General features: G+C 69.3%; 22 protein-coding genes, 1 tRNA gene, 1 pseudogene and 1 riboswitch. Of the genes and pseudogenes, 15 read left to right on the top strand and 9 right to left on the bottom strand.

The window, feature by feature from the left end:
* Positions 1 to 46 precede the first annotated feature (46 nt).
* Positions 47 to 568, bottom strand: a complete 522-nt coding sequence (locus QMK61_RS15840; protein ID WP_302073201.1) for a hemerythrin domain-containing protein — start codon at positions 566 to 568, stop codon at positions 47 to 49.
* Positions 569 to 826: 258 nt separating this feature from the next.
* Between QMK61_RS15840 and htpX the strand changes: the two genes are divergently transcribed.
* A complete protein-coding gene (gene htpX, locus QMK61_RS15835) occupies positions 827 to 1723 on the top strand; it encodes a protease HtpX (RefSeq protein ID WP_302073200.1) in 897 nt (298 codons plus the stop codon).
* A gap of 174 nt (positions 1724 to 1897) precedes the next feature.
* Entirely contained in the window at positions 1898 to 3769 is a 1872-nt protein-coding gene (gene htpG, locus QMK61_RS15830) for a molecular chaperone HtpG (protein WP_302073199.1), read from the top strand.
* A 335-nt stretch (positions 3770 to 4104) separates the two neighbouring features.
* On the opposite strand, the gene QMK61_RS15825 is transcribed toward htpG, so the two are convergent.
* Positions 4105 to 4665, bottom strand: coding sequence for a hypothetical protein (locus QMK61_RS15825; protein ID WP_302073198.1), 561 nt, complete (start codon positions 4663 to 4665; stop codon positions 4105 to 4107).
* A 162-nt stretch (positions 4666 to 4827) separates the two neighbouring features.
* Between QMK61_RS15825 and QMK61_RS15820 the strand changes: the two genes are divergently transcribed.
* Together QMK61_RS15820 and QMK61_RS15815 are read left to right on the top strand one after the other, a co-directional pair.
* Positions 4828 to 5289, top strand: coding sequence for a metallophosphoesterase family protein (locus QMK61_RS15820; RefSeq protein WP_302073197.1), 462 nt, complete (start codon positions 4828 to 4830; stop codon positions 5287 to 5289).
* A gap of 63 nt (positions 5290 to 5352) precedes the next feature.
* Positions 5353 to 5499 carry a hypothetical protein gene (locus QMK61_RS15815; RefSeq protein ID WP_302073196.1) on the top strand — a complete coding sequence of 49 codons (147 nt, stop codon included), beginning with the start codon at positions 5353 to 5355 and terminating at the stop codon, positions 5497 to 5499.
* Between the two features lie 33 nt (positions 5500 to 5532).
* On the opposite strand, the gene QMK61_RS15810 is transcribed toward QMK61_RS15815, so the two are convergent.
* From QMK61_RS15810 to QMK61_RS15795, 4 genes are all read right to left on the bottom strand, one after another.
* The gene (locus QMK61_RS15810; RefSeq protein ID WP_302073195.1) at positions 5533 to 5961 is read right to left on the bottom strand and encodes a nuclear transport factor 2 family protein; all 429 of its coding nucleotides are present in this window, start codon (positions 5959 to 5961) and stop codon (positions 5533 to 5535) included.
* Between the two features lie 42 nt (positions 5962 to 6003).
* On the bottom strand, positions 6004 to 6573 hold the full coding sequence (gene pnuC / locus QMK61_RS15805; RefSeq protein ID WP_302073194.1) for a nicotinamide riboside transporter PnuC: 570 nt from the start codon (positions 6571 to 6573) through the stop codon (positions 6004 to 6006).
* Between the two features lie 4 nt (positions 6574 to 6577).
* Positions 6578 to 8737, bottom strand: a complete 2160-nt coding sequence (locus QMK61_RS15800; RefSeq protein WP_302073193.1) for a TonB-dependent siderophore receptor — start codon at positions 8735 to 8737, stop codon at positions 6578 to 6580.
* A gap of 57 nt (positions 8738 to 8794) precedes the next feature.
* Positions 8795 to 8890: riboswitch (TPP riboswitch) on the bottom strand.
* 143 nt (positions 8891 to 9033) lie between these two features.
* On the bottom strand, positions 9034 to 10164 hold the full coding sequence (locus tag QMK61_RS15795) for a phosphotransferase (protein WP_302073192.1): 1131 nt from the start codon (positions 10162 to 10164) through the stop codon (positions 9034 to 9036).
* A gap of 129 nt (positions 10165 to 10293) precedes the next feature.
* Here QMK61_RS15795 and QMK61_RS15790 point away from each other — a divergent pair, with 129 nt between their 5' ends.
* Positions 10294 to 11196, top strand: a complete 903-nt coding sequence (locus QMK61_RS15790; protein ID WP_302073191.1) for an AEC family transporter — start codon at positions 10294 to 10296, stop codon at positions 11194 to 11196.
* A 5-nt stretch (positions 11197 to 11201) separates the two neighbouring features.
* On the opposite strand, the gene QMK61_RS15785 is transcribed toward QMK61_RS15790, so the two are convergent.
* Positions 11202 to 11465 carry a hypothetical protein gene (locus tag QMK61_RS15785; protein WP_302073190.1) on the bottom strand — a complete coding sequence of 88 codons (264 nt, stop codon included), beginning with the start codon at positions 11463 to 11465 and terminating at the stop codon, positions 11202 to 11204.
* Between the two features lie 40 nt (positions 11466 to 11505).
* On the opposite strand from QMK61_RS15785, the gene QMK61_RS15780 reads away from it, so the two are divergent.
* The gene (locus tag QMK61_RS15780; protein WP_302073227.1) at positions 11506 to 11904 is read left to right on the top strand and encodes an RNA-binding S4 domain-containing protein; all 399 of its coding nucleotides are present in this window, start codon (positions 11506 to 11508) and stop codon (positions 11902 to 11904) included.
* A 114-nt stretch (positions 11905 to 12018) separates the two neighbouring features.
* Positions 12019 to 12558: a response regulator gene (locus tag QMK61_RS15775; protein ID WP_302073189.1), complete on the top strand. Its 540-nt coding sequence runs from the start codon at positions 12019 to 12021 to the stop codon at positions 12556 to 12558.
* Positions 12559 to 12869: 311 nt separating this feature from the next.
* Here the strand turns inward: QMK61_RS15775 and QMK61_RS15770 are convergent, their stop codons facing one another.
* Positions 12870 to 13478, bottom strand: coding sequence for a TetR/AcrR family transcriptional regulator (locus QMK61_RS15770; protein ID WP_302073188.1), 609 nt, complete (start codon positions 13476 to 13478; stop codon positions 12870 to 12872).
* Between the two features lie 128 nt (positions 13479 to 13606).
* On the opposite strand from QMK61_RS15770, the gene QMK61_RS15765 reads away from it, so the two are divergent.
* Positions 13607 to 14236, top strand: a complete 630-nt coding sequence (locus QMK61_RS15765) for a glutathione S-transferase family protein (protein ID WP_302073187.1) — start codon at positions 13607 to 13609, stop codon at positions 14234 to 14236.
* Positions 14237 to 14278: 42 nt separating this feature from the next.
* On the opposite strand, the gene mutS is transcribed toward QMK61_RS15765, so the two are convergent.
* Positions 14279 to 16867 carry a DNA mismatch repair protein MutS gene (gene mutS, locus QMK61_RS15760; protein WP_302073186.1) on the bottom strand — a complete coding sequence of 863 codons (2589 nt, stop codon included), beginning with the start codon at positions 16865 to 16867 and terminating at the stop codon, positions 14279 to 14281.
* A 78-nt stretch (positions 16868 to 16945) separates the two neighbouring features.
* On the opposite strand from mutS, the gene QMK61_RS15755 reads away from it, so the two are divergent.
* The 7 genes and pseudogenes from QMK61_RS15755 to QMK61_RS15725 form a co-directional block, all read left to right on the top strand.
* Complete coding sequence (locus tag QMK61_RS15755) at positions 16946 to 17455, top strand: CinA family protein (protein WP_302073185.1); 510 nt, start codon at positions 16946 to 16948, stop codon at positions 17453 to 17455.
* A 249-nt stretch (positions 17456 to 17704) separates the two neighbouring features.
* Positions 17705 to 18742, top strand: a complete 1038-nt coding sequence (recA, locus tag QMK61_RS15750) for a recombinase RecA (protein WP_302073184.1) — start codon at positions 17705 to 17707, stop codon at positions 18740 to 18742.
* Positions 18743 to 18785: 43 nt separating this feature from the next.
* Positions 18786 to 19277 (top strand): regulatory protein RecX, encoded by a 492-nt coding sequence (locus QMK61_RS15745; RefSeq protein WP_302073183.1) that lies wholly within the window; start codon positions 18786 to 18788, stop codon positions 19275 to 19277.
* Positions 19278 to 19342: 65 nt separating this feature from the next.
* A complete protein-coding gene (alaS, locus tag QMK61_RS15740) occupies positions 19343 to 21997 on the top strand; it encodes an alanine--tRNA ligase (RefSeq protein ID WP_302073182.1) in 2655 nt (884 codons plus the stop codon).
* A gap of 246 nt (positions 21998 to 22243) precedes the next feature.
* A complete protein-coding gene (gene csrA, locus QMK61_RS15735) occupies positions 22244 to 22444 on the top strand; it encodes a carbon storage regulator CsrA (RefSeq protein ID WP_302073181.1) in 201 nt (66 codons plus the stop codon).
* Between the two features lie 68 nt (positions 22445 to 22512).
* A tRNA-Ser gene (locus QMK61_RS15730) sits at positions 22513 to 22605 on the top strand.
* Positions 22606 to 22899: 294 nt separating this feature from the next.
* Positions 22900 to 23756: pseudogene (locus tag QMK61_RS15725) on the top strand (hypothetical protein); the annotation flags it as partial.

The following is a 23756-nucleotide window of genomic DNA, read 5'->3' as shown; positions in this document are numbered from 1 at the left end:
CCCGTCCGCGCGCCGGCTGGCGAGCGGACGGCATGGCGGGCGGCGATCAGTCCGGCTGGTACAGCGGGTAGAGGCTGGCTTCCTCGCGCCCGATGCGCTGGGTGAGCAGCTCGCCCACCGCCGCGTAGTCCTTGGAGAACTCCGCCCGCAGCTGATGGTCGAACACCCCGGGCGCCTGGTACTTCTTGATGAAGTTCACCGCGCCGCGGGCAATGGTGTTCATCTCGCGCCGGAAGTCGCGCATCAACTCGGCATTGTGCGCGTCGTTGGACAGGCTCTGCTCGAGGTAGGTGTAGAAGCGCACGTTCTCGGTGAGGATGTGCGCCTCGAGCCGGGTCTTGAAGTTGACCAGCTCGCCGCGGATCTCATCGTAGTGCTCGATCTGCAGCAGCTTGCCGATGCGCTGGTACAGCGCCACGAGGTCGTTGTGGTCGCGCTTGAGCGAATCGACCAGCGCGGGGTCGTAATGGACGGTGCGATGGGACGCAGAGTCCGCGGAAGGCGCGGCACGGGCATCGCCATCCGCGGCATCGTCTTTCTGTCCGAACAGTTTCCCGAGTATGCCCATGTTGCCCCCTGTGTGTGACGGAACCTGTCACGCGTGCGGCTACTCTACGCGAAGACCTCCGGTCGCCGCTGTGCGATGCATGCGCATTTTCGGCAAATGCCGGAGAATCCCCGAGTGTGGAGGAGACGTGAAGAACGCCTGCGGCCGACCGCGGGACGGGCCGGGAACGCGGTGCCCGGCTCTTGAAACGATGCGCCGCCATCCCCACTCCGGACGGCATTCGTCCGCCCTTTTTCCGTGACTGCCAAAGAGACAGCCATGCGTCGTATCGCGTTATTCATCGGCACCAACCTCGCCGTCCTGTTCCTGCTCAGCATCGTCTGCCACCTGCTTGGCGTGGACCGCTACGCCGCCGTGCAAGGCCTCGGCGGCAGCACCGGGCTGCTGATCTACGCCGCGGTGTTCGGCATGGGCGGCGCCTTCATCTCGCTGGCCATGTCCAAGTGGATGGCGAAGATGTCCACCGGCGCGCGGGTGATCGAACAGCCGCAGAACGAGTCCGAACGCTGGCTGCTCGACATCGTGCGCCATCACGCGCAGAACGCCGGCATCGGCATGCCCGAGGTGGCGGTCTACGACGCGCCGGAGATGAACGCCTTCGCCACCGGCATGACGAAGAACAGCGCGCTGGTGGCGGTCAGCACCGGCCTGCTGCAGCAGATGGACCGCGAGCAGGTGGCCGCGGTGCTGGGCCACGAGGTCGGCCACGTCGCCAACGGCGACATGGTGACCCTGACCCTGATCCAGGGCGTGCTGAACACGCTGGTGATCCTGGCCGCGCGCATCGTGGGGCGGCTGGTGGACAGCTGGCTCTCCGGCGGGCGCGACGACAACCGCGGCGGCATCGGCATCGGCTACTTCGTCACCGTGATGGTGCTGCAGGTGGTGTTCGGCCTGTTCGCCTCGATGATCGTGATGGCCTTCTCGCGTTGGCGCGAGTTCCATGCCGACGCCGCCGGCGCGAAGCTGGCCGGTCGCGGCGCGATGATCTCCGCGTTGCAGCGCCTGCAGGCCGACCACGGCGAGAACACGCTGCCGAAGACGCTGGCCGCGTTCGGCATCTCCGACCGCATGGGCACCGGCCTGCAGCGCCTGTTCATGAGCCACCCGCCGCTGGAAGAGCGCATCGCGGCGCTGCGCAACGCGACAAACTGAGTTTTCGCCCGTCATTCCGGCGCAGGCCGGAGGCGCTTTTCAACAGACGAAGGTCTGGTCATCCAGTGAAGTACTCGTGCGAAGCACACGAAACTTGAGGCGCTACCTCTACTGGATTCCGGCCTGCGCCGAAATGACGGCAGGGCAATCAACGCAAGATCGGATATCACACGCATGAACGCAACCACCGAAACCCGCAAGTTCGAAGCCGAAGTCGCCCAGGTGCTGCACCTGGTCACCCACTCGCTGTATTCGCACAAGGAAATCTTCCTGCGCGAACTGGTCTCCAACGCCTCCGACGCCTGCGACAAGCTGCGTTTCGAATCGATCGCCAACCCCGACCTGCTGGGCGGCGAAGGCGTGCTGCACATCGACGTGAGCTGGGACGAAAAGGCCCGCACCGTCACCGTACGCGACAACGGCATCGGCATGAGCCGCGACGAGGTGGTGGCGAACATCGGCACCATCGCCAGCTCCGGCACGCGCCGCTTCCTGGAGGCGATGAGCGGCGAGCAGAAGGCCGACGCGCGGCTGATCGGCCAGTTCGGCGTGGGCTTCTACTCGGCCTTCGTGGTGGCCGACAAGGTCACCGTGCTCACGCGCCGCGCCGGCGCGGCCACCGACGCGGGCGTGAAGTGGGAAAGCGACGGCAAGGGCGAGTACGCGCTGGAAGCCGTCGAGCTGGCGGAGCGCGGCACCACAGTGATCCTGCACCTGAAGGCCGACGAGGACGAGTTCCTCAAGCGCTGGCAGCTGGCCTCGCTGATCCACAAGTACTCCGACCATGTGGCCTTTCCGATCCGCCTGCCGAAGGAGCAGGACGGCCAGCCCACCGGCGAGTGGGAGACCGTCAACGCCGCTTCCGCGCTCTGGACCAAGCCCAAGGGCGAGATCAGCGACGCGGACTACATCGGCTTCTACAAGTCGCTCGGCCACGACTTCAACGATCCGCTGGCCTGGACCCACAACCGCGTCGAGGGCAGCCAGAGCTTCACCACGCTGCTGTACCTGCCGGCGCAGCCGCCGTTCGACTTGATGATGGGCGGCCGCGACGAGCGCAAGGGGCTGAAGCTGTACATCAAGCGCGTCTTCATCATGGACGCGGCCGAGGAACTGCTGCCGAACTACCTGCGTTTCGTGCGCGGCGTGGTCGACGCCGACGACCTGCCGCTCAACGTCAGCCGCGAGATCCTGCAGCATAACCGCCAGCTCGAGCGGATCAAGGGCGCCTGCGTGAAGCGCGTGCTCGACCTGATCGAGAAGCTGGCCAGGGACGAGCCGGAGAAGTTCGCCACCTTCTACAAGGCCTTCGGCAACACGCTCAAGGAAGGCGTCGTCGAGGACCACGCCAACCGCGAGCGCATCGCCAAGCTGCTGCGTTTCGCCTCCACCCGGGGCGAGGGCGCGAAGCAGGCGGTTTCGCTGGACGACTACATCGGCCGCATGAAGGTCGGCCAGGACGCCATCTGGTACGTCACCGCCGACAGCTACGCCGCCGCCGCCGGCAGCCCGCAGCTGGAAGCCTTCAGGGCGAAGGACATCGAGGTGCTGCTGATGTCCGACCGCATCGACGAATGGATGCTGGGCAACCTCGACGAATACGAGGGCAGGAAGCTCAGGAGCGTGGCCAAGGGCGAGGTGCCGCTGGACGAGGCCGACAAGCAGAAGCAGGAAGAGGCGACCCGGGCCGCCGAGCCGCTGCTGAAGAAGCTCAGGGAGCTGCTCGGCGACCGCGTGGCCGACGTGAAGGTTTCCGCGCGCCTCACCGATTCGCCGTCCTGCCTGGCGCTGTCGGATTACGAGATGGCCCCGCACCTGGCGCGCCTGCTGCGCGAGGCCGGCCAGGAACTGCCCGAGAGCAAGCCCACGCTGGAGATCAATCCCGCGCATGCCCTGCTCAGGCGCCTGGAGGGCGAGGCCGACGAGGGCCGCTCGAAGGACCTGGCCCTGCTGCTGCTGGAGCAGGCCGAGATCGCCGCCGGCGCGGCCTTGCCCGACCCGGCCGCCTTCGTGCAGCGCATGAACCGGGTGTTGCTGGAACGCTGAGAGCCTGTTCGAGATCTCCCCGTAGCTCGCGTTGCCTTGCCCTGGCCGCCCGGTGGGAGTGCGTGGCGCAGCGCCTGCCTGGCGGGCAGGCCAAGCCGCGCGCTGCCGCATGGTGGCCAGGGCAAGGCAACCCTTCGGGCCGGGTCTGTTGGCCCGCATCCCCGCGTCATCGCTCCGTCGTGGACGGACGTCCACGCCTTCGCTCTTCCTTGGTCTGCGCGCAAACAGCTCCCGGCGCGGGCCACGGGGAGATTTTGAACAGGCTCTGAGGCGTGCGGCATCGCGTGGCATCGAAAAGCCCGCCGGATGGCGGGCCTTTCATGGACCACGACGCGTCAACGGTGCGGCGGGGAGGGTGGCGGCGCGGGCGGGGGTGTCCGCATGCCGGCCGTGGCGGGCTGGCGCGGCTGGAAATTGTGCTGCGGCATATAGTCCGGCCGGAATTGCGGTTGCGGCGCGCGGAAGAACCGCGTCGGATACGAGCCGTCCGGGGCGAGCGCGAGGCGACGCCCGTTCAGGTCCACCCAGTGCCACCGACCGGAGGGCACGGGCGTGGTCGACACGTAGGCGAAATGCGCGTCGTATTCGCCGTCCTGGCGGGGCGTGGCACGCAGGTAGAGGTTGATCACGAACTGGCTGCTCACGGCGCGGCCGTGGCTGTGCGCCGGCCCGGTGATCAACTCGTCGAGGTTCCTGCGCAGCAGGCGGTCGAACGCCGGGGGCAATGCCATGGCCGGCGAGGCTTCGGTCACCTTGCCGGACGCATCGACGTTCACCAGCACGGGCAACAGCTTCGGCGGGAACGGGCTGAGCGAGGCGGAGCCGGCCGTGGCCGTGCCCGCGATGGCCAGCGGCAGGCCGAACAGGGCCAGCAGGGATAGTCGTTTCGCTTTCATGAGCCCTCCTTCCGTGCCCGTCGGAGCGGGGCGCGGGCTGTCGATCTCCCACCCGGTCCGAATGTCCGCCGAAGCGGCGGCGCTGTCAATTACCGGCCATCGCATGTCGTCACGGTGCGGTCGCGACCGGCGCGGCACGATCGGCACGCCAACGGAGGAAGCATGCATCGCATCGGCCTGATTTCCGACACCCATGGACTGTTGCGTCCGGCCGCCGTCGATTTCCTGCGCGGCTGCGAACGCATCGTGCACGCGGGCGACATTGGCGATGCGTCGATCCTGGAAGCGCTGGACGTGCTGGCACCGGTGACCGCCGTGCGCGGCAACAACGACCGCGAGCCGCCGCTGGCGCGATTGCCGGAGGCCGTCACGCTCCAGGTGGGCGCGGTGCGGCTGTACGTGCTGCACGACCTGAAGCAGCTGGCGGTCGATCCGGCCGCGGCCGGCGTGCACGTGGTGGTGTCGGGCCACTCGCACCGGCCGCTGGTGGAACAGCGCGGCGGCGTGCTCTTCGTCAACCCCGGCAGCGCCGGGCGACGGCGCTTCGCGCTGCCGATCTGCGTGGGCGAGCTGCGGGTGGACGGGCGCGAAGTGACGCCGCGCGTGGTGGAGCTGGATGGCTGAACCCCGCGGCGGACGGCGCAGGCGCAGCCGTGCTTCGTGCTGCGGGTGCTGTCCAGCAGCGTGATGCTGACCTGGCTGTGCCTGCGCTCGGGCAGCCTGTGGACTTGCGCGGAGATGCACGCCAGCCCCAACCTGCCATCCAGCGCTGTTCACGCCGATGACTTCGTCGCGCGGCACGGCCACGTCCTGGGTATCGACGACTTTCCTTGAGGCGAAGCCTCGGCGCGTGGCCGTGTCGCCGGGTCACTTCGACGGCGGGAACCAGACCTTGGCGATCAGGCCGTCGCGGACCTCGTAGATGGCGAACGCATCGGGCAGGTGCTTGCCGGGCGGCAGGCCGTGCAGGCGCTCCAGGTCGACCACCACCGGACCGGTGGCGGCGCGCCGCACGATCTCCACGTGGAAGGCCTTCGACTGTCTGGCGAGGAAGCCGAACACCTTGCGGATGGCGTCGCGGCCATGGGTCGACGGGTGTTCGCCGTCGAGGAAGGACAGGCTCGCGTCCTTCGCATAGCAGGCGACCAGCCCGTCGATGTCGTGCGCGTTGTAGGCGTCCACCTGGGCCTGGACGACCTGGGCGGGACTGCTCTTGGCATCGGTGGCGCCGCAGGCGGCCCATGCGTGGAGGGGGGCGAGCGTCAGCAGTGCGGCGGCGAGGAGGCGTGGCTTCATGGCGTTTCCCGGGCGCTTGGGGGCGCCCAGCTTAGCGCCTGTTCAACCGGTGGCGCGGCATGCGGCCGCCTTGCGCCAGTCGCGCAGGCCGATCGCCGCCAGCGACACGAAACCGGCGTAGAGCACCGCGGTGATCAGCAGGTGCTTGTAGACGTATTCGCCTACGTAGACCACGTCCACCACGATCCACAGCCACCATGCCGCGACGTGCCGCCGCGCCTGCCACCACTGCGCGACCATGCTGAAGGCGGTGAGCGCAGCGTCCAGCCAGGGCAGGGCGGCGTCGGTCCAGCGGTGCATGAAGGCGCCGAGCAGCACGGCGCCCAGCGCGCCCAGCGCCGCGTGCCATGCCGCCTGCGCGGGCGGCAGCGCGGCGATCCGCACGCGGCCGTCGTCGCCCAGGTGTTGCAGCCAACGCACCCAGCCGTACACGATCATCGCGCCGAAGGCGCCCTGCAGCAGGGCGTCGGAGTACAGCTTCGCGTCGACGAACACCCAGGCGTAGACGATCACCGAGGCCAGCCCCACCGGCCAGCACCATGGCCGCCGGCGCGCGGTGAGCCAGACGCCCCAGGCGCTGAGCACGGCGGCGGCGAGTTCGACCCAGGTCATGCGATCACAGGCCGACGGTGAGCGAGAGCCGCGCCAGCCGCGGCGCGCCGGGGAACAGGTAGCTGTCGCCGTCGGAACTGCCGGTGTCGCGCCAGTAGAAGCGGTCGAACAGGTTGTCCACCGACAGCCGCCAGGTCAGCGCGTGGCCGTTCCACTGCGTGGCGTAGCGCAGGCCGGCGTCGAACACGTGGTACGCGGGCACCCGCACGCGGCCGTCCGGCGTGGCCACGTTGGGCGAGGCGTAGCGCCAGCCGCCGAGCAGGCCCAGCTTCGGCAGGAACGGCAGCGTGTAGTCGAGGTAGACCGCGCTGCGCAGGCGCGGCACGTTGGCGGCCTGGTGGCCGTCGTAGGCGGGCGTGCCGGTGTGCTGCGCGCGGGCGCGGATCAGGCTGGCGCTGGCGTCGATGCGCAGGTGGTCGGTCACCCGGCCATGCGCGGCCAGTTCCAGCCCGGTATGCACTTCCTCGCCGCGCTGCACGAAGGTGAAGCCGGCGGCGGACGCGTCCGGCTGCGCGAACTGGTAGGGCTGGCGGATGCGGTACAGCGCCGCGGTGAGGTCGAGCGCGGCGCTGGCGGCGAACTTCACACCGGTTTCCAGCTGGCGCGACAGGCGCGGCCCCAGCATGTCGCCGTCGTTGCTGGTCCAGTACGGCGCCTCCAGGCCCAGCGACAGGCCCTCGCTGTAGCTGGCGTAGACGGTGAGCGGCGCGCTCGGCTGCCACAGCACCGCGGCCTGCGGCAGCGCCTTGCTCATGCGGGTGTCGCGTTCCGGCGCGCGGGCGTCGTCGTAGGCGCGCTCGTGCAGGCGCACCAGGCGGTCGCCCAGCACGAGCTGCCAGGCGTCGCCCAGGTGCAGGCGGTCCAGCGCGAACGCGGAACGCTGCCAGCTGGTGAGCCGCCGCGCCGACGGGCCGGGCTGGTTGGGCGAGGGCGCGAAGTACGGCGGGTCGATGTCGGCGATGTTGGCGGTGCCCACGTAGTCGTACACCTCGACGCGGCGGTCGATGGTGCGGCGGAACGCTTGCGCGCCGAAAGTCAGGTCCTGGCCGATCGCGCCGGTCTCGAGGTGGCCTTCCAGCGTGGCGCGCGCCTCGTCGCCGACGCGGGTGTCGTCGGGGCTGCGGTAGTCGTAGACGTCGTAGTCGCCGTCCGGGGCGAAGAAGTTGCCGGGCGTGGCGCCGCTGGCGCAATCGGGCGAGTAGAAGCAACCGTAGGCGAAGGCCACGTTGTCGTCGATCACGCTGCGGCTGTGGCCGGCGGCGAGGCGCAGGCGCCAGGCATCGTCGAAGGCGTAATTGAGGCGCGCGCTGGTGTTCGACGCATGCACGCTCACCGGCTGCTGCCACGGCTCGTAGCCGAGCATGCGCGTGGTGCTGGCGTGTCGGGGGATGAGGTCGCCGCCCAGCAGCTGGTAGCCGGAGACCGAGCGCTGCGCGCTGGCCTGGTAGTCGCTGTCCAGCTCCAGCGTGGCCTTCGGCGTGATGCGCCAGTCGGCGGCGATGGCGTAGAAGTTGCGGCGGCCGTCGGCATGCCGCACATACGAGTGCGTGTCTTCCCATGCGAGGTTCGCGCGCAGGCCGAAGTCGGGCGTGAGCCAGCCGCCCACGTCGAGCGCGCCGTAGCGCGAGCCGTGCGAATCGGTGCCGAGGGTGACGGTGTGCACGTCGGCCGGGCGCTTGCTGACGTAGTTCACCACGCCGCCCGGTTCCATCACGCCGGCCTGCAGGCCGGCCAGGCCCTTCAGCACTTCCACCCGCTGCTTGTCCTCCAGCGCCACTTCCTGTTCGCCGGTGATGGTGAGGTTGTTCGTGCGGAAGCCGGTGGCGAGGTCGAGCGGATAGCCGCGGATGGCGATGTCCTGGTAGTAGCCGACCGGGGCGTAGTTGTCGCCCAGCGAGGCGTCCTCGCGGGCCAGCTCGCTGAGCGTGCGGATCTGGCGGTCGTCGAGCTGCCGGCGCGCGACCACCGTCACCGAGGCAGGCGTGTCGCGCAGGGAGGCGTTGCCGTAGGCATCGATCGCGGTGCCGTGGTGGTCGTCGTGGACCTTGGCCTTGACCTGCACCGGGGCGAGGTCGGTGGTCTGCGGCGCGGCGTCGGCGGCTCGTGCGGCAGGACTCAGGGCGGCGAGCAGGGCGAGCAACAGGGAGGTGCGGGGAAGGTTCATCGTCGTCGTTCGTCGGGAGTGGACGAAGCGACGGCGGAACGCGTGCCCGGACGGGATGCGATTCCGAATCAAGCTCCCTACGCCGGTGCGAACCGGATCAGGTTCCAAGGGACTCTCTCAGCCCGGCCATGCCGGGCACCCCCGCTTCAAGCTGTGTATTGAAGCACGGACGGACGTCCAGACCCAAGCCGTTCGTCCTGAGCGTAGGCCGCAGGCCGGAGTCGAAGGACTCCCGCACGCCAGTCGCTTCGACTTCGCCCGCTGTCGCGGGCTACGCTCAGCGCGAACGGTGACGGTCACGCCAGTGCGCGGATGCCATCCAGCAACGCCTGTCCATGCGGCGAGGCGAACCACGCGGCATGGCCGCGCAGGAAGGTGTGCCAGGCCACGTCGGCGTTGGCCTGCGAGCCGGTGATGGCGCTGAAGTACTCCACTTCGGACAGCGCGAAGTCGACGTGCACGATGGGCAGCAGGTCGGCCAGCAGGGCGAGGTCGTCGCGGCCGAGCGGGCGTCGTTCGCGGTAGCCGGCGAGCAGGGCCCACGCGGTGTCGGGGCGGGCGATGTCGCCGATGCCTTCCAGCCATGCGATGGCATTGCGCTCGATCGCGGTGGCGAGGTCGAACAGCGCGAACGTGCGGGCGGCCAGGCCGAAGTCGAGCACGGCGGTGATGCGCGCGTGCGGGCCGGCGCCGCTCCAGCACAGGTTGGAGACGTGCCAGTCGCCGTGGGTCCACAGGCGTGGCTGGCGGGCGATGCGCGGCTGTACGGCGGCGTGGAACGGCGCCAGCGCCCCGGCCAGCTCGCGGCGCCAGTCGCGCTGGCGCAGGTAGCCGGCCAGGCCGGGGCGTGTGGGCAACTGCGCCTCCAGTGCGGCCACCGGGTCGGCGGCCTCGATCAGTTCGCTGCGCGCGACGAGGAGGTGCGTATCGCGTTGGAAAGCGGCATGGTCTTCGGCCGCGTCGTGCACGCGCGCCAGCATGGCGCCGGCGGTGCGGGCGTGGTCGAGGTCGCGCAGCGGCGTCCACGACATCGTGTCGCGGTAGAGGTCGAGGCCGTCGGCGGTTGCGTGCACCTCGCAGGTCCAGTCGCCGAGCGCGACGGCGGTGCGGCCTTCGGCATCGGCCAGCACGGCGGGCACCGGCACGCCGGCGCCGCGCAGGTGCGCCATGAAGGCGTGCTCCTCGGCCAGCACGGCGGCATTGCGCACGGAGCGATGGTGGCGCTTGACGAACACGCGGCCGCCGGCGGTGTCGACCAGCGCGGCGGCGGACAGCGGGCGCGGGCTGTGCCAGCGGATCGCGCGCGGCGCGTCCAGGCCCGGGTAGCGGCCGAGCAGGCGCGATACGTCGGCGTCGGCGAGCGGAGGCCAGTCGGGCGGCACTTCGTCGGCGGCGAGGCCGTGCACGCGGTGGTCGTGGGTGGTCATGAAGAAGGAGGCGGGGCGGAGGCGTGATTATCCCCGATGCGTCGTTGTCGATTCGACTTGGGTCGGGATGACGGCGCGGACCGCATCGCGTCTAATGTCGCGCATGGTTTCCCGCCCCCCGTCGCGCCGATGAGCGCCCTGTTGCTGCTGTTCGCCTGCCTGGTGCTGGGTGCGCTGGTGGCGCGTTTCGCGCGCCCGCCGGCCGGCCTGGCGCATGGCCTCAACTGGTGGGTGATCAACGTGGCACTGCCGGCGCTGGTGCTGCAGCTGATCCCGCAGGTGAAGCCCGATCCGGCGCTGTGGTTCCCGGTGGCGGCGATGTGGCTGGTGTTCTTCGGCGCGTGGCTGCTGTTCGGCCTGCTCGGGCCGAGGCTGGGCTGGTCGCGCCGGCGCATCGGCGCGCTGGTACTGGTATGCGGGCTGGGCAACACCTCGTTCATGGGCTACCCGATGATGCAGGCGCTGCACGGGCAGGCGGGGCTGTCGCTGGCGGTGGTGGCCGACCAGCTCGGCTGCTTTCCGCTGCTGGCCTCGGCGGGCATCGTGGTGGCCTGCCTGTACGCGGGACGTGCGCCGCAGCCGCGCCTGATCGCGCGCAGCATCCTCACCTTTCCCGCCTTCGTGGCGCTGCTGGTGGGCATCGTGGCGGGGGCGCTCGGCGGCTGGCCGCGCGCGCTGGACGGCGTGCTCGCCCCGATCGGCGCCACCTTGACGCCGCTGGCGCTGTTCTCGGTGGGCCTGCAGTTCCGTTTCCGGCCGGAAGGCGGCCAGCTGGGCGCGATGGGCTGGGGCCTGGGCTGGAAGCTGCTGGCCGCGCCGCTGCTGTGCTGGGGCCTGGGCGTGGCCGCCGGCGTGGGCGGGCTGGTGCTGACCGTCGGCGTGCTGCAGGCGGCGATGGCGCCGATGGTGTCGGCCGCCATCCTGGCCGACGAGTACGGGCTGGACGCGCCGCTGGCCAACGCCGTGCTCGGCGCCGGCATCGTGCTGTCGCTGCTGACCGTGCCGCTGGGCAACCTGTGGTTGCCGGGATAGCCGTCTCAGTCGATCAAGCCCTTGCGGCGGGCGAGGTCGTCGATGGCTTCCTTGGCTTGCCGCAGATCGCAGGCGTAGCGTCGACGATACAGGCGCAGCGCCTCGACGGTTCGGCCGGCGCGCACCTCGGCCTCGATTTGCGCGTCGCCGATGCTTTCGTCCGGTGGCGGCGCCTGGGGGGCTGGGCGTCGCTGGAACAGCCGGGCCGTGGCGAAACCGAGCAGGAAGGCACCCGCGCAAGGAGCGATCGCATGCAGCAACGTGTCCATGTTGGCGTATTCCGATGAGAATGGAGCGATCATGCCATCGATGAACGAGGCAGGCGATACCGGCCTGGCCGAAGTCCGCGTGGACGTGTGGCTGTGGGCCGCGCGCTTCTTCAAGACCCGCAGCCTGGCGAAGCAGGCCATCGTGGGCGGCCATGTCGACGTGAACGGCGGCGGCTGCAAGCCGGCGAAGACGCTGCGCGCGGGCGACCGGTTGCGGATCGCCCGCGGCGAAGAGCGGCTGGAGGTCGAGGTGCTGGCGCTCTCCGAACGGCGCGGCCCGGCCAGTGTGGCGCAGGCGCTGTATCGCGAGACCGACGCCAGCCGGCTGGCGCGCGAGACGGCGCGTGCCGAGCGCCGCATGGTCGGCGCCACGGCACCGCCGAAGCGCCCGGACAAGCAGGCGCGGCGGGAACTCAGGCGACTCAAGGATGGCGGTTGAGCATTGCTTCGCAGATTTGACGCGATGCTTGCCGGAACATGACGACCAGCCGGGTGGCGTGCCGATGCCAGCCTGCAGGGACGGGGACCGACTGGGGATTGCGCCGTGAACGGAATGGGATTCTTCAAACGCCTGCTCGGCCATGCGGCCGACGGGGAACATGGCGGTGTCGCCTGCCGGCAGGCGGCGGCGGGCACGCGGATGCTGGTCGTCGACGATTCGCCCACCATCTGCGCCGTGCTCGGCCGCATGCTGGAGAGGGACGGCTACGTGGTGCAGAAGGCCGCCGACGGGGAGGGTGCGCTGGAACTGGCACGCGCCGCGCTGCCCGAACTGATCTTCCTGGACATCGTGCTGCCCGGCATCAATGGTTTCGCCGTGCTGCGCGCGCTGCGCCACGACCCGCTCACCGCGCACATCCCGATCGTGATGATCAGCGGCAACCCGCAGGCCACCGAGCAGTTCTACGTGCAGCGCTTCGGCGCCGACGACTTCATCAAGAAGCCGTTCGGCCATGCGGAGGTGGCGGCCTGCATCCACAAGCTGACCGTGGCCGGACGCCTGCCGGTGCGCGAGGTGGTGCTCGAAACCGTCGCGCCGTCCGTGCCGGAAGAGCGCACGGTGCCCGGGCCGGTGGCCGGCATCGCCGCCTGAGAGCCTGTTCAAAATCTCCCCGTGGCCCGCGCCGGGAGCTGTTTGCGCGCAGGCCAAGGAAGAGCGAGGGAGTGGACGTCCGTCCACGACGGAGCGATGACGCCGGCCTGTGGGCAAACAGACCCGGCCCGAAGGGTTGCCTTGCCCTGGCCGCCATGCGGCAGCGCGCGGCTTGACCTGCCCGCCAGGCAGGCGCTGCGCCACGCACTCCCACCGGGCGGCCAGGGCAAGGCAACGCGAGCTACGGGGAGATCTTGAACAGGCTCTGAGGGGCGTCGGAATCCTGCGCTTTCCGGGCCATCGCCACCGCCTCACGGCGTTTCCGCGGGCTCGGTGGCGATCAGCTCCAGCGCGATGGTGTGCGCGGCGCGGCGGATCTCGTCGCCGAACCGCGCATCGTCGAGGGTGCGCGCCAGCACCATGCCGCCCACGCACAACGCGGTGATGGCCAGCCCGCGTTCGCGTGCCTGCGTCCCGGCCTGTTCCTCCGTGCCGGCGGTCATCACCGCCGCCATGCGCTCGACCAGCCTGCGATAGGCCTCCCGCACGCGCGGACCCGCGCGTGCGGTGTCCGAGGGCAGGGCGATCAGCGGACAGTGCCCTTCGATGTCCTCCAGGTGCGCGGCCGACAGGTAGATGTTCACCATCTGGCACGCGGCCTCGACGCCGCGGGCGCGGGCGTCGAACTCGATGCCATGCCAGCGTTGCGAGGGGTCGAAGTCCAGGTAGATGGCGACCGCCTCCGCGTAGAGCTCCTCCTTGGCCTTGAAGTGGTTGTAGAAGCCGCCGCGGGTCAGGCCCGCGCGCTGCATGATCTCGTCGATGGAGACGTCGGCGAAGCCGCGGTGGTTGAACAGCTCGCGCGCGCACTCGACGATGCGTTGCCGGGTTCTCTGCTTGTGCTCGGCGGTATAGGGCATGGCGGCGGTGGCGGAGTGACGGGGGCGCCCAGCGTATCCCGGGTGCTGAATATGTTCTTGAACATATGTAGCCCGCGTGGACACTGCGTATCGCCCAATGGCAGCACCCTCACCCAAGGAGCAGCGACATGAAGCTGTATTACGCAGAGACGATGAACCCGCGCAAGGCCTGCGCGGTGGCGAAATACCTCGGCTCGCCGGTGGAATACGTCAGGATCGACCTGGGCCGCGGCGAGCAGCGCACGCCGGCCTTCCTGGCCGAGAACCCGAACGGCAAGGTGCCGCTGCTCGTCGACGGCGGGCTGCGCCTGTGGGAGAGCACCGCGATCATGGCCCACCTCGCGGTGAAGGCGGGTTCCGACCTGTGGCCGGCCGACGCCGCGAGCCAGGTCGAGGTGCTGCGTTGGCTGTCCTGGGACATCGCGCATTTCTCGCGGCATGGCGGTGCGCTGTATTTCGAGCACATGATCAAGCCGAATCTCGGCCTGGGCGAGCCGAACGCGGCGGCGGTGGAAGAGGCGACCGCGTTCTTCCGCCGCTTCGCCGCCGTGCTGGATGCGCACCTGGAGGACCGCGACTACCTGGTGGGCGGCAAGCTCAGCATCGCGGACTTCGGTGTCGCCGTGCTGCTGCCGTGGGCGGAGCAGGCGCGCCTGCCGGTGGGGGAGTTCGCGCACATCCGGCGCTGGCACGAGCGGATGATGGCCTTGCCTGCGTGGCGCGAACCTTTCCCCGAACCGTTGCCGCAGGCCGCGTAGGCCAAGGGATCCGGCTGCGCCCGGGGCGCGGCCGGTCGGCTTTCAGAGCAGGGCCTTCAGGCGGTAAAGCGCCTCCAGCGCCTCGCGCGGCGCGAGCGCGTCGGGGTCGATGTCGGCCAGGGCGCGTTCCGCGGCGGAAGGTTCCTGCGGCGCGAACAGGCCAAGTTGCGGCGAGGCGTCGGCCTGGGGCCTGGCGGTCGGGGCGTGCTGGTGCATGCCGCGCTCCAGTTCCGCCAGCGTCCGCCGCGCGTCGGCGATCACCGCCTTCGGCAGGCCGGCCAGCGCGGCCACCTGCAGGCCGAAGCTGCGATTGGCGGGGCCGTCCTTCACCGCATGCATGAAGACGAGCTGGTCGCCCCGCACCTGGTCGTGAAGCTCGACCGCGTCCAGGTGCACGTTGGCGATGGCCGGGTATGTGCCGGCCAGTTCGGTCAACTCGAAGTAGTGGGTGGCAAACAGGGTGAAGGCGCGGCTGGCAGTGGCCAGGTGCACCGCGGCCGCGCGCGCCAGCGCCAGGCCGTCGTAGGTGCTGGTGCCGCGGCCCACCTCGTCCATCAGCACCAGGCTGTGCTCGGTGGCGTTGTGCAGGATGTTGGCGGTCTCGCTCATCTCCACCATGAAGGTGGACTGGCCGCGCGAGAGGTCGTCGCCCGCGCCGATGCGGGTGAAGATGCGGTCGACCGGGCCGACCACGGCGCGCGTCGCCGGCACGTAGCTGCCGACGTGGGCGAGCAGCACGATCAGTGCGTTCTGCCGCATGTAGGTGCTCTTGCCGCCCATGTTGGGACCGGTGATGACCAGCATGCGGCGGGCGTCGTCGAGCTTCAGGTCGTTCGGCTCGAACGGCTCATCGCGCACCTTCTCCACCACCGGGTGGCGGCCGCGCTCGATGGCGATGCCGGGTTCGTCGACCAGTTCCGGCGCGCTCCAGTCCAGCGTCTCGGCGCGCTCGGCCAGGGTGGCCAGCACGTCCAGCTCGGCGATGGCGGCGGCGGCCCGCTTCAGCGGCTCCAGTGTGGCGGTGAGCGTGTCGAGCAGCGCCTCGTACAACGCGCGCTCGCGCATCAGCGAGCGTTCCTTCGCGCTGAGCACCTTGTCCTCGAACTGCTTGAGCTCCTCGGTGATGTAGCGCTCGGCGTTCTTGGTGGTCTGGCGGCGCGTGTAGTGCGTGGGCGCCTTGTCCGACTGCGCCTTGCCGATCTCGATGTAGTAGCCGTGCACGCGGTTGTAGCCCACCTTCAGCGTGGGGATGCCGCTGGCGGCCTTCTCGCGCTCCTCCAGTTCCACCAGGTACTGGTCGGCGTGGGTGGACAGCCGGCGCAGTTCGTCCAGCTCGGCATCGTAGCCGTCGGCGATGACGCCGCCGTCGCGTTGCAGAACCGGCGGCTGCGGCACGATGGCACGCGCCAGCAGCGCGGCGCTGCCGGCATGGTCGCCGATGCGGCCGACCAAGGCGTGCAGCAATGGGCTGTCGAGTTCCGCGATGCGCGATCGCAGCTCGGGCGCTGCCAGGAGGCCATCGCGCAAGGTGGAAAGGTCGCGTGGCCGCGCCGAGCGCAGCGCTACGCGGGCGAGGATGCGCTCCAGGTCGCCGATGCCGCGCAGTTGCTCGCGCAACGGCTCGTAGCGGCGGTTGTCGATCAACGTGCCGATGGCCTGGTGGCGGGCGCGCAGCACCTCGCGCGAGCGCAGCGGGCGGTTCAGCCAGCGGCGCAGCAGGCGCGCGCCCATCGGCGTCACCGTCTCGTCCAGCACGCCGAGCAGGGTGTGCTCGGTGCGGCCGCTGGGGTGGGTGTCCAGCTCCAGGTTGCGGCGGGTGGCGGCGTCCAGCGCGATGGTCTCGCTGGCGGCTTCCACCGCCATGCCGGACAGGTGCGGCAGCGCGCTCTTCTGGGTTTCCTCCACGTAACCGAGCAGGCAGCCGGCGGCGCCGATGGCCAGCGGCAGGCCGTCGACGCCGAAGCCGTCCAGGCCGCGGGTGCCGAAGAAGCGGTTCAGTTCGCGCCGCGCCGCGTCGCCATCGAAATGCCAGGGCGGGCGGCGGCGCAGGCCGGGCAGGGCGGCGACCAGCTTCGGCCAGGCCACGCTCTCGTCCACCAGCGTCTCCGCCGGCTGCAGCCGCGCCAGTTCCGCGGCCAGCGCCTCGGCGTTCGCCGCCTCGCTGAGCAGGAAGCGGCCGCCGGCGAGGTCGACCCAGGCCAGGCCGTAGTCGCCACGCGGCCCGGCCGCGATCGCCAGCAGCAGGTTGTCGCGGCGCTCCTCCAGCAGGGCCTCGTCGGTGATGGTGCCGGGGGTGACCACGCGCACCACCTTGCGCTCCATCGGGCCCTTGCCGCTGGGGTCGCCGATCTGCTCGCAGATCGCCACCGACTCGCCCAGCCGCACCAGCTTCGCCAGGTAGTTCTCCACCGCGTGGTAGGGCACGCCGGCCATCGGGATAGGCTGGCCGGCGGACTGGCCGCGCTGGGTCAGCGTGATGTTGAGCAGCCGCGCCGCCTTGCGCGCGTCGTCGTAGAACAGCTCGTAGAAATCGCCCATGCGGAAGAACAGCAGCACGTCGGGGTGCGCGGCCTTGGCGGCCAGGTACTGGCGCATCAGCGGGGTGTGCTGGGAAAGCTCGTCGAGGCTCATGCAGCTGCGGGGTGTCCGGAGGGTGGAACGAGTCGCGGCTCCGCGTTAACGTGCCGGGTCCAAGACCGGGAGTCTCGCATGGAGTCGCCATCCGTTCCTACCGATGCCGAACTGCGCGCGCTGGCGCGGCAGGTCGCCGACGAGGTGCAGCGGCAGAAGCTGATGCTGGTGACGGCCGAGTCCTGCACCGGCGGCTGGATCGCCAAGGTGCTCACCGACCTGCCGGGCAGCTCGGCCTGGTTCGACGCCGGCGTGGTCACCTACAGCTACGAGGCGAAGGAGGCCCTGCTGGGCGTCAATCCACGCACGCTGGAGCACGACGGCGCGGTGAGCGAGGAAACCGCGCTGGAAATGGTTTCCGGCGCGCTGGCCCGTTTCGGCGCGGGCGTGGCGGTGGCGGTCACCGGCATCGCCGGGCCGTCCGGCGGCACGCCGGAGAAACCGGTGGGCACGGTATGGATCGGCTGGAAGCGGCGCGGCGGCTACGCCCACGCACGCTTGTACCGTTTCGACGGCGATCGCGAGGCGGTGCGCCGGCAGACCGTGGCGGCGGCGCTGGACGGGCTGCGGAAGACGCTGGCGGAGTGAGCGGGCCGCCCCCGGGCATGCCTGCGCATGGCACGCGGCCCGTGGCCGGATGGGGCGTGTCCGGGCGCGTCGCCGGCTGGCGGCGCGCGGCGGCGCCCACCCGCGCCCGGCATCGGCGGAGGCCGACGCGCCGCGGCGTCGCCGACCGGCAGGCCGGCTTGACCGATGTGGGATACTCCAACGCATCGCAGCCCGTGAGACGCGCTCCGGGCATCATGCCTCCCATCACCACCAACCGGAACCAAGACGATGGATGACAACAAGCGCAAGGCGCTCGCCTCCGCCCTCGGCCAGATCGAGAAGCAGTTCGGCAAGGGAGCCGTCATGCGCCTGGGCGACCGCACCGACGATGCCATCGACACCGTGTCCACCGGCTCGCTGGGCCTGGACATCGCGCTGGGCGTGGGCGGCCTGCCGCGCGGCCGCGTGATCGAGATCTACGGCCCGGAATCCTCCGGCAAGACCACGCTGACCCTGCAGGTCATCGCCAACTGCCAGAAGAACGGCGGCACCGCGGCCTTCGTCGACGCCGAGCATGCGCTCGACCCCAGCTACGCCCAGAAGCTGGGCGTGAACGTGGACGACCTGCTGGTCTCCCAGCCGGACACCGGCGAGCAGGCGCTGGAAATCGCCGACATGCTGGTGCGCTCCGGCGCGGTGGACGTGGTCGTGGTCGACTCGGTCGCCGCGCTGACCCCGAAGGCGGAAATCGAGGGCGAAATGGGCGACTCCCACGTCGGCCTGCACGCCCGCCTGATGAGCCAGGCGCTGCGCAAGCTCACCGCCAACATCAAGAAATCCAACTGCCTGGTGGTCTTCATCAACCAGATCCGCATGAAGATCGGCGTGATGTTCGGCAGCCCCGAGACCACCACCGGCGGCAACGCGCTGAAGTTCTACGCCTCGGTGCGCCTGGACATCCGCCGCATCGGCGCGGTGAAGAAGGGCGACGAGGTGATCGGTTCCGAGACCCGCGTCAAGGTGGTCAAGAACAAGGTGGCGCCGCCGTTCCGCCAGACCGAGTTCGAGATCCTCTATGGCGAGGGCACCTCGCGCGAGGGCGAGATCATCGAGATGGGCGTGGCGCAGAACCTGATCGACAAGTCCGGCGCCTGGTACAGCTACAACGGCGAACGCATCGGCCAGGGCAAGGAAAACGTGCGCCAGTACCTCAGGGACAACCCGGCCATCGCCGACGAGATCGACCGCGAGCTGCGCGCACGCCTGCTCGTCCAGGGCGGCAAGGGCGCCACCGCCGCCTCCGAGGAAGCGCTGGAAGAGGCGTGATCGCCGCGCTCCGGCCATCTGCCCACGGGGGTGGAACCCTCCCGTGAGGCGCAGGCGCGAAGATGCCGACAAGCCACGCCCTAGCGCCTACGACAAGGCGCTGGGGCTGCTGGCACGGCGCGAGCAGTCCCGGCGCGAGCTGCGGCGCAAGCTCGACCGTGGCGGCTACGGCGGCGACGAGGCCGAAGCCGCGCTGGACCGCCTCGGCAAGCAGAATTACCAGGACGACGAGCGTTTTGCCGCCATGCTGCTGCGCAACCGCGCCGGGCAGGGCTACGGTCCGCTGCGCATCCGCATGGAGCTGAAGACCCACGGCCTGGCCGACGCCACGATCCGCCGCCTGCTCGACGAGGCCGAGGTGGACTGGCAGGCCCACGCCGCCGCCCAGCTGCGCCGCCACTACGGCGGCAAGCCCGCCGCGGACCGCGCCGAACAGGGCCGGAGGGCGCAATTTCTCTTGCGCCGCGGCTTTGCCGCCGCCACAGTAAGATATGTGACCCACGCCGAAGTGGACGACGCCGACGAGGAAAGCTGATCGCGGCGCGTCGTGGCGTGGCTTATCCGCAGCCCTCCCGCCACGACAGCATGACCCAGACCCGCATGAAAACGGCCGACATCCGCTCGACCTTCCTCGATTTCTTCCGCTCGAAGGGGCACACCATCGTGCCGTCCAGCTCGCTGGTGCCGGCCAGCGATCCCACGCTGCTGTTCACCAACTCGGGCATGGTGCCGTTCAAGAACGTGTTCCTGGGCAGCGAGAAGCTGCCGTACGTGCGCGCGGCCGACGTGCAGCGCTGCCTGCGCGCCGGCGGCAAGCACAACGATCTGGACGCCGTGGGCTACACCGCGCGCCACCACACCTTCTTCGAGATGCTGGGCAACTGGTCGTTCGGCGACTACTTCAAGCGCGATGCGATCGTCTGGGCATGGGAGCTGCTGACCGGCGTGTTCAGGCTGCCGGCCGAGAAGCTCTGGGTCACCGTCTACCACACCGACGACGAGGCCTACGACATCTGGCACAAGGACGTCGGCGTGCCGGCCGAACGCATCGTGCGCATCGGCGACAACAAGGGCGCGCCATTCGCTTCCGACAACTTCTGGCAGATGGCCGACACCGGCCCTTGCGGCCCGTGCACCGAGATCTTCTACGACCATGGCGCGGATGTGGCCGGCGGTCCGCCCGGCTCGCCCGACGAGGACGGCGACCGCTACATCGAGATCTGGAACCTGGTGTTCATGCAGTTCGACCGCGCGCCCGACGGCACGCTCTCGCCGCTGCCCGCGCCCTGCGTGGACACCGGCATGGGCCTGGAGCGCCTCGCCGCCGTGTTGCAGCACGTGCACTCCAACTACGAGATCGACCTGTTCCAGCACCTGATCAAGGTGGCGGCCGAGCTCACGGCCACGAAGGATCTGGCCAACCAGTCGCTGCGCGTGATCGCCGACCATATCCGCGCCTGCTCGTTCCTGATCGTCGACGGCGTGCTGCCGTCCAACGAAGGCCGCGGCTACGTGCTGCGCCGGATCATCCGCCGCGCGTTGCGGCACGGCTGGATGCTGGGCGTGCGCGGCGACTTCTTCTGGAAGATGGTCGCGCCGCTGGTCGAGGAGATGGGCGAGGCCTATCCCGAGCTGGCGCAGAAGCGCGCCTTCGTCGAGGACGCCCTGCGTACCGAGGAACAGCGCTTCGGCGAGACGCTGGAGCACGGCATGCGCGTGTTCGACGAGGTGGCCGGGAAGCTTTCCGGCACGACCATCGCGGGTGCCGACGCGTTCCGCCTGTACGACACCTACGGCTTCCCGGTCGACCTCACCGCCGACATCGCGCGCGAGCGTGGCCTCGAGGTGGACATGCCCGGCTTCGAGCGGGCGATGGACGAGCAGCGCGAGCGCGCCCGCGCCGCCGGCAAGTTCGAGGCCAGGGGGCAGATGCCGGCGGAGCTCGCCAGCCAGCTGGCGCCCACCGCCTTCCTAGGCTACGAGACGCTGGCAGCGACCGGCTGCAAGGTGTTGGGCATCGTGCGCGACGGCCGCGAAGTCAAGCAGCTCGCAGCAGGCGAGGAAGGCTATGTGATCCTCGATCGCACCCCGTTCTACGCCGAGTCCGGCGGACAGGTGGGCGACACCGGCGTGCTGTCGAACGGCAGCGGCCGTTTCGCCGTGGCCGACACGCTGAAGATGGGCGGTGTGTTCTTCGGCCACGTCGGCAGCTGGCAGGGCGCGCAGCCGCTCAAGACCGGCGACGTGGTGGAGGCGCAGGTGGATGCCGCGCGCCGCCAGGCCATCGTGCTCAACCATTCCGCCACCCACCTGCTGCACGCCGCGCTGCGCAAGGTGCTGGGCACCCACGTCACCCAGAAGGGCTCGCTGGTGGCGCCCGACCGCCTGCGTTTCGACTTCGCCCATCACAAGCCGCTGAGCCGCGAGGAGTTGGCCGAAGTGGAGGCCATGGTCAATGCTGAGGTGCGCGGCAATGCCGCCGCCGACGTGCGCCACATGGCCTACGACGACGCGATCGCGTTCGGCGCGATGGCGCTGTTCGGCGAGAAATACGGCGACGAGGTGCGCGTGCTCCGCATGGGCGACTTCTCCACCGAGCTGTGCGGCGGCACCCATGTGGGACGCACCGGCGACATCGGCCTGTTCAAGATTGTCGCCGAGTCCGGCGTGGCCTCCGGCGTGCGTCGCATCGAGGCGGTCACCGGCAACGGCGCGCTGGCCTTCGTGGCCGACGAGGAGCGTCGACTGGGCGAGCTGTCGCACCTGCTTTCCAGCAGCGGTGACGACGCGGTGGAGAAGCTGCGCCAGCTGTTCGATCGGCAGAAGAAGCTGGAACGCGAGCTGGAATCCCTGCGCAGCAAGGCGGCCGGTTCCGCCATCGCCGACCTGGCCGGCGCGGCGCAGGCCGTCGACGGCGTCAAGCTCGTCGCCGCGCGGCTGGAAGGGCTGGATGCCAGGGCCCTGCGCGATGGCGTCGACCAGCTCAAGCAGGCGCTCGGCGACTGCGTGGTGCTGCTGGCCGGCGCGGCCGACGGCAAGGTCGCCCTGGTCGCTGGCGTGCACGGCGCCGCGCTGGGTCGCATCAAGGCTGGAGAGGTGGTCGCGCAGCTGGCCCGGCAGATCGACGGCAAGGGCGGCGGCCGCCCGGACATGGCCCAGGGTGGCGGCACGGACGTGCCGCAACTGCCTGAATTGCTGGCCGCAACGCGGAACTGGGTCGCCACGCAGCTGTCAAATGCCAGACAGGATGCCTAGGCCGTTTGTCACGCCGCGGACGCATTGCCCCGTGGCGGACGCTCGGCTACCATCCGGTGGATGTCGTGCCGGCGTGAAGGCGGCGGCACGGAGGCAAGGCGTCTTTCGGATCAGCAAGATGTAGTATGGCCCGGGAAGGCGGCAAGGCCTTTCGGACGCTGTAGCCGAACTGCAGGTGGTCGTGCTCAGGGGTGAGGCACCGCTACGCAGAGGCCTGTGACCACTCGTATTCAATGGAGTAGCGATATGTTGATTCTGACCCGCAGGGTCGGCGAAACCCTGATGATCGGCGACGAGGTGACCGTCACCGTTCTCGGCGTGAAGGGCAACCAGGTGCGTATCGGCATCAACGCCCCCAAGAACGTCGCGGTGCATCGCGAGGAGATCTACCAGCGCATCAAGGGCGAGAACGACGGCGGCGCGTCCGACGAGTCGGGCGAGCACTGATCCAGGCTTTACCTCGAGCCCGCCGGCAAGTATCCTTGCCGGCTCCGCCAAAGCGCGGAAGCAAATCCGGAGAGATGCCCGAGAGGCCGAAGGGGCTCCCCTGCTAAGGGAGTATAGGGTCAAAAGCCTTATCGAGGGTTCGAATCCCTCTCTCTCCGCCAGCACTGCTAAGCCCCTGTTTTTACAGGGGTTTTTGCTTTTCTGTGGGTGGGTTTGTCGTTCCACATATCGCTCCACAGGAACGATATGCGCATCCCCAACTATCTGCGGTTGGCACCCTCAGGCATCTGGCACTTTCGCCAACGACTGTCTTCGCATCAGGCGACAGGTAAGCACGAGGTCACTCGAAGCCTTCGTACACGCGATTTGTTGACCGCGCAGCAACGTGCGTTAGACCTTGTTCAAGCGTATGCTCGAACCTTCACACAGGTTGGGGACTGGGTGTGTCTGTAGCTATGGATGGCGTACCTTCTGTTGAGGAAATCGCCAGGGCGATTGCCTTGGGGTACAAGGTCATCCGTCACCCGGATGGCACCGTCGAAATTGAGGCCAACGGCAAGTCGGATCATCAGTTCGCGATGGATGCGGTCGACCGTATCGGACGGTTGGATCAAGAGCCGTACTACCAAGAGTTCATGCAGGCAGCTCGTGCTGCTGCATCTTCTGCTCCTACCCCTGACCCCGCATCCAAGATTCCGGTCATCCAAATTGCGAAGGCCGTGTCCTCGTGGTTGGCTGAGATCAAATCCAGCACCCGCCCCAAGACCTTCGAAATAAAAACAACAGCGGTCGAAGGTTTCGCTCGTCACTATGGCGAGAAGAGCTCACTCAAGGACGCTGGCCGCGTTGACGTGGGCAACTGGGTTCAGGCGCTTCGTGCTGGCGGTCTGCAAACCCCAACTATCGTGAACAAATGCGGCTACTTGCGCGGCTTTTTCGACTGGGCCAAGGCCCGTGGGTACTACCCGGCCTTCGCCAAAGACGACAATCCGGCAGCAGGCCAAGTTGTGTATGGCACCAGGGAAAAGCGCAAGCGTCGCGCCCTCGGCTTCAAGCCTTTCACCCAAGAGCAAATTCAGGCCTTGTACTCACCGGAAACCTTGGAAGGGCTCAGTAAAGCGGCACGCTGGGGCGCTTGGATTGGGTTGTATACCGGCGCCCGTGTGGCTGAGGTTGGGCAGCTTACTTTGGCTGACTTCGTGGAGGTCGATGGCGACGTCCCCCCGGTTTTGAGTAGCACGGCCGTTTGGAGTCCAATCCCCCAACCGAAGGAGATTGGACGTGAAGAAGCGCTTTTCCGGAGAACAGATCA

Source organism: Fulvimonas sp. R45 (genome assembly GCF_030504985.1).
Taxonomy (GTDB): domain Bacteria; phylum Pseudomonadota; class Gammaproteobacteria; order Xanthomonadales; family Rhodanobacteraceae; genus Rhodanobacter_A.
This window is presented reverse-complemented; position numbering and strand designations above follow the sequence as displayed.

What these genes read in the sequence shown, in the direction of transcription:
- pnuC (WP_302073194.1), bottom strand. Translation starts at nt 6,573, where the DNA reads ATGACCTGGGTCGAACTCGCCGCCGCCGTGCTCAGCGCCTGGGGCGTC.
- QMK61_RS15825 (WP_302073198.1), bottom strand. Translation starts at nt 4,665, where the DNA reads ATGAAAGCGAAACGACTATCCCTGCTGGCCCTGTTCGGCCTGCCGCTG.
- QMK61_RS15765 (WP_302073187.1), top strand. Translation starts at nt 13,607, where the DNA reads ATGAAGCTGTATTACGCAGAGACGATGAACCCGCGCAAGGCCTGCGCG.
- QMK61_RS15785 (WP_302073190.1), bottom strand. Translation starts at nt 11,465, where the DNA reads ATGGACACGTTGCTGCATGCGATCGCTCCTTGCGCGGGTGCCTTCCTG.
- QMK61_RS15840 (WP_302073201.1), bottom strand. Translation starts at nt 568, where the DNA reads ATGGGCATACTCGGGAAACTGTTCGGACAGAAAGACGATGCCGCGGAT.
- recA (WP_302073184.1), top strand. Translation starts at nt 17,705, where the DNA reads ATGGATGACAACAAGCGCAAGGCGCTCGCCTCCGCCCTCGGCCAGATC.
- mutS (WP_302073186.1), bottom strand. Translation starts at nt 16,867, where the DNA reads ATGAGCCTCGACGAGCTTTCCCAGCACACCCCGCTGATGCGCCAGTAC.
- QMK61_RS15820 (WP_302073197.1), top strand. Translation starts at nt 4,828, where the DNA reads ATGCATCGCATCGGCCTGATTTCCGACACCCATGGACTGTTGCGTCCG.
- htpX (WP_302073200.1), top strand. Translation starts at nt 827, where the DNA reads ATGCGTCGTATCGCGTTATTCATCGGCACCAACCTCGCCGTCCTGTTC.
- alaS (WP_302073182.1), top strand. Translation starts at nt 19,343, where the DNA reads ATGAAAACGGCCGACATCCGCTCGACCTTCCTCGATTTCTTCCGCTCG.
- QMK61_RS15780 (WP_302073227.1), top strand. Translation starts at nt 11,506, where the DNA reads ATGAACGAGGCAGGCGATACCGGCCTGGCCGAAGTCCGCGTGGACGTG.
- QMK61_RS15800 (WP_302073193.1), bottom strand. Translation starts at nt 8,737, where the DNA reads ATGAACCTTCCCCGCACCTCCCTGTTGCTCGCCCTGCTCGCCGCCCTG.
- QMK61_RS15815 (WP_302073196.1), top strand. Translation starts at nt 5,353, where the DNA reads ATGCTGACCTGGCTGTGCCTGCGCTCGGGCAGCCTGTGGACTTGCGCG.
- QMK61_RS15755 (WP_302073185.1), top strand. Translation starts at nt 16,946, where the DNA reads ATGGAGTCGCCATCCGTTCCTACCGATGCCGAACTGCGCGCGCTGGCG.
- QMK61_RS15795 (WP_302073192.1), bottom strand. Translation starts at nt 10,164, where the DNA reads ATGACCACCCACGACCACCGCGTGCACGGCCTCGCCGCCGACGAAGTG.
- QMK61_RS15810 (WP_302073195.1), bottom strand. Translation starts at nt 5,961, where the DNA reads ATGAAGCCACGCCTCCTCGCCGCCGCACTGCTGACGCTCGCCCCCCTC.
- QMK61_RS15790 (WP_302073191.1), top strand. Translation starts at nt 10,294, where the DNA reads ATGAGCGCCCTGTTGCTGCTGTTCGCCTGCCTGGTGCTGGGTGCGCTG.
- csrA (WP_302073181.1), top strand. Translation starts at nt 22,244, where the DNA reads ATGTTGATTCTGACCCGCAGGGTCGGCGAAACCCTGATGATCGGCGAC.
- QMK61_RS15770 (WP_302073188.1), bottom strand. Translation starts at nt 13,478, where the DNA reads ATGCCCTATACCGCCGAGCACAAGCAGAGAACCCGGCAACGCATCGTC.
- htpG (WP_302073199.1), top strand. Translation starts at nt 1,898, where the DNA reads ATGAACGCAACCACCGAAACCCGCAAGTTCGAAGCCGAAGTCGCCCAG.
- QMK61_RS15775 (WP_302073189.1), top strand. Translation starts at nt 12,019, where the DNA reads ATGGGATTCTTCAAACGCCTGCTCGGCCATGCGGCCGACGGGGAACAT.